Origin of the sequence: Streptomyces sp. NPDC058691, from assembly GCF_042714775.1 — a bacterium.
In the GTDB taxonomy this organism is placed as follows: Bacteria; Actinomycetota; Actinomycetes; order Streptomycetales; family Streptomycetaceae; genus Actinacidiphila.
Window position 1 is genome coordinate 81102 of record NZ_JBHXSO010000040.1, and the last position, 4072, is coordinate 85173.

Annotated in this window: 2 protein-coding genes; one reads left to right on the top strand and one right to left on the bottom strand. The window is 70.7% G+C overall.

Going from position 1 to position 4072, the window contains the following annotated elements:
• Positions 1 to 130 precede the first annotated feature (130 nt).
• Entirely contained in the window at positions 131 to 2767 is a 2637-nt protein-coding gene (locus ACFWVC_RS26185; protein ID WP_384290871.1) for a valine--tRNA ligase, read from the bottom strand.
• A gap of 349 nt (positions 2768 to 3116) precedes the next feature.
• On the opposite strand from ACFWVC_RS26185, the gene ACFWVC_RS26190 reads away from it, so the two are divergent.
• Positions 3117 to 3953: a hypothetical protein gene (locus ACFWVC_RS26190; RefSeq protein ID WP_384290874.1), complete on the top strand. Its 837-nt coding sequence runs from the start codon at positions 3117 to 3119 to the stop codon at positions 3951 to 3953.
• The last annotated feature ends 119 nt before the right edge of the window (positions 3954 to 4072 follow it).

Genomic DNA, 4072 nt, shown 5'->3' on the forward strand with positions numbered 1-4072 from the left:
CGCGTGGGGGGCGGGGGGGGCGGGGTGGGGGGGGTGGCGGGTCCCACATCCCCCCCCCACCCCCCCGGGGGGGGGGGGGGGGGGGGGGGGGGGGGGGGGGGGCCCCCCCCCCCCCCCCCACGGCTCCCGGTCACGCCTGCGGCAGGGACGCCAGCTGGGCGGTGATGCGGGCGATGTCCGCCTCGGCCGTCTCCAGCCGGGTGCGGATCTTGGCGACGACCGGGTCCGGGGCCTTGGCCAGGAACGCCTCGTTGCCGAGCTTCGCCGTGGCCTGCGCCTTCTCCTTCTCCGCCGCCGCGAGGTCCTTGGCGAGCCGCTTGCGCTCGGCCTCGACGTCGATGACGCCGGACAGGTCCAGGGCGACCGTGGCACCCGCGACCGGCAGGGTGGCGGTGGCCGCGAAGCCCTCGCCCTCCGGCTGGAGGCGCAGCAACTGGCGCACCGCGGCCTCGTGGGCATCCAGGCCGGTACCGGTCAGGTCCAGGCGGGCCGGGACCTTCTGGCCGGGCTGCAGGCCCTGGTCGGCACGGAACCGGCGGACCTCGGTGACCAGCGACTGGACGGCCGCGATCTCCTTCTCGGCCGCCTTGTCCCGGAAGCCGGAGTCGGCGGGCCAGTCGGCGGTCACGAGCGTCTCGCGGCCGGTGAGCGTGGTCCACAGCGTCTCGGTGACGAACGGGACCACCGGGTGCAGCAGCCGCAGCAGCTTGTCCAGGACCTCGCCGAGCACGCGCCGGGACACCTCGGCCGCGTGACCGCCCGCCATGAAGGTGGTCTTGGACAGCTCCACGTACCAGTCGAAGACCTCGTCCCACGCGAAGTGGAAGAGCGCGTCGCTGAGCTTGGCGAACTGGTAGTCGTCGTAGAGCGCGTCGACCTCGGCGACCGTCGCGTTCAGCCGGGACAGGATCCAGCGGTCGGTGGCCGACATCTCCTCGGGCGCGGGAAGCGCGCCCTCGACCGTGGCGCCGTTCATCAGCGCGAAGCGCGTGGCGTTCCAGATCTTATTGGTGAAGTTCCGGGAGCCCTGGACCCAGTCCTCGCCAATCGGGACGTCGGCACCCGGGTTCGCCCCCTTGGCCAGGGTGAAGCGCACCGCGTCGGAGCCGTACTTGTCCATCCAGTCCAGCGGATCCACCGCGTTCGGGTTGGACTTCGACATCTTCTTGCCGAACTCGTCGCGGACCAGGCCCGTGAGGGCGATGGTCCGGAACGGGACCTCGCCGTCCATCGCGTACAGGCCGAACATCATCATCCGGGCGACCCAGAAGAAGATGATGTCGTGCCCCGTCAGCAGGACGTCGGTCGGATAGAACTTCTCCAGGTCCCGCGTCCGCTCCGGCCAGCCGAGCGTGGAGAACGGCCACAGGCCGGAGGAGAACCAGGTGTCCAGGACATCGGAGTCCTGCGTCCAGCCCTCGCCGGCCGGGGGCTCCTCGTCGGGGCCGACACACACGACCTCGCCGTCGGGGCCGTACCAGATCGGGATGCGGTGGCCCCACCACAACTGGCGCGAGATGCACCAGTCGTGCATGTTGTCGACCCAGTCGAAGTAGCGGCGGGACATGTCCTCGGGGTGGATCGCGACCCTGCCGTCGCGGACCGCGTCACCCGCGGCCTGCGCGAGCGGGCCGACCTTGACCCACCACTGCATCGACAGCCGCGGCTCCACCGTGGTCTGGCAGCGCGAGCAGTGTCCGACCGAGTGCATGTACGGGCGCTTCTCGGAGACGATGCGCCCCTGTTCGCGCAGCGCCCCGACGACCGCGGAACGGGCCTCGAAGCGGTCCAGGCCGAGGAACGGGCCGTGGACGGTGATCACGCCGTGCTCGTCCATGATCGTCAGCGCGGGCAGCTCGTGGCGCTGGCCGATGGCGAAGTCGTTGGGATCGTGCGCCGGGGTCACCTTCACGGCGCCGGTACCGAACGCCGGGTCGACATGCTCATCGGCGACGACCGGGATACGGCGGTCGGTGAGCGGCAGTTTGATCTGCTTGCCGACCAGGTGGCGGTACCGCTCGTCGTCCGGGTGGACCGCGACGGCGGTGTCCCCGAGCATCGTCTCGGCGCGGGTGGTGGCCACGACGATGGAGTCCTCACCCTCGCCGTAGCGGATGGAGATCAGCTCTCCGGCGTCCTCCTGGTACTCCACCTCGATGTCGGAGATGGCCGTCAGGCAGCGCGGGCACCAGTTGATGATGCGCTCGGCGCGGTAGATCAGCCCGTCGTCGTAGAGCCTCTTGAAGATCGTCTGGACGGCGCGGGAGAGTCCCTCGTCCATGGTGAAGCGCTCGCGCGACCAGTCGACGCCGTCGCCGAGGCGGCGCATCTGGCCGAGGATCCGGCCGCCGTACTCTTCCTTCCACTGCCACACGCGCTCGACGAAGGCCTCGCGGCCCAGGTCGTGCCGGGACTTGCCCTCCTCGGCGAGCTGCTGCTCGACCTTGTTCTGGGTGGCGATGCCCGCGTGGTCCATGCCGGGCAGCCACAGCGTCTCGAAGCCCTGCATCCGCTTGCGGCGGGTGAGGGTGTCCATCAGCGTGTGCTGGAAGGCGTGGCCCAGGTGGAGACTGCCGGTGACGTTCGGCGGCGGGATGACGATGGTGTACGGCGGCTTGTCGCTCTTGGCGTCGGCCTCGAAGTAACCGCGCTCTACCCAGCGCTCGTACAGGGGCCCCTCTACCTCGGCCGGCGCGTACTGGGTCGGCAGTTCGGGGGTCACGCTGTTCGGCCCGCTCGCGGCGGCCTGCTGAGTGTTGTCGGTCACGGCGCTCAGTTTACGGGCGCGGCGGCCCCGCCAACGAATCCGATGCCGTGCGGGTGTACGGGCGGGACCGACACCCCGGATGAATGACCGTGCACCGACAAGGGCAGGAGGAGATCCGCAGGCACCCGCCCGTCGGCGCAGGGCAGCACGGACGGCAGCCCGGACGGCAGGACAAATGGCAGGACAGTCGGCCGAACGGTCGCGGAATGACGTTCGGTTCACCCTGAATCGTCCCAACCGGTCACTCTTACAACCTTGTTACGGACTCCGGACGCTCCGGAGGCAAAGGCGGGTTGAACAATCGCCAGGATGAGCACCAGACAGCAGTGAACAACGAGGGGACCCCCACATGAGCTTCAACCAGCCACCGCCCCAGCCAGGCTGGGGTGGCCAGCCCGGCTACGGCTACCCCCCGCAGCCGCCCACACAGCCCCAGCCGCAGGCCCAGCCCGGCTACGGGGGCGCGCCGCAGCCCGGTTTCGGCTACCCGCAGCAGCCCCCGCACCCGCCGCAGGGCGGGCCCTGGGGCCGGCAGCCCGCCGGCTGGGGCGCCCCTCCCCCGCCCTCCGGCGGCGGCAAGGGCAAGGTGGTCGGCATTGTCATCGGCGTCCTCCTCGCGATCGCCCTGATCGGCGGCGGCCTGGTGTTCCTCCTGGGCAGCGAGGACGGCGGCCTCGGCGGCGGTGGCAGCGACTACACGCTGTCCATGCCGGCCACTCTGCTGGGCGGCGAGTACACCAAGGACCAGTCGAGCGGCGCCAACTCCGGCCTCAGCAACGGCAGGACCGGGAACGACGCCGGCATCAGCAGCGCCAAGACGGTCTCGGGGGCGTACAAGAACTCCTCGAACTCCCAGTTGGTCGTCTCCGGCGCCTACGGCGACATCACCGACCCCGGCGCCGCCCTGGACGCGATGCTGACCGGCTTCAAGAACAACGCCGGTTCCTCCACAGGACAGGACCCCGCCGAGCAGCACCCCGCCGGCTTCGACGGGGACATCATGAAGTGCGGCACGTTCGGCTCCGGCGGTGTCAGCTTCCCGTACTGCGCCTGGGCCGACGACAGCACGGTCGCCATGGCCATGAACATGAACCTGGACATCGGCGGCACCACCAAGACCCCTTCGATCTCCGAGTGGGCCGACAGCACGGCGAAGATCCGTGACGAGATCCGCGTCAAGAAGTAGGAGCGCGAACATGTGAGGGGGGGGCCCGCCCGGGCCCGGGGGCCCCCCCCCACACACACGGAGCCCGAACCCCGGAAGGGAGGACACAAAACCAAAATAGGCGGGGGGCGCGGGCCCAC

Bases quoted from the DNA above. Each gene is read 5' to 3' on its own strand.
- ACFWVC_RS26190 (WP_384290874.1), top strand. From the start codon at position 3,117: ATGAGCTTCAACCAGCCACCGCCCCAGCCAGGCTGGGGTGGCCAGCCC.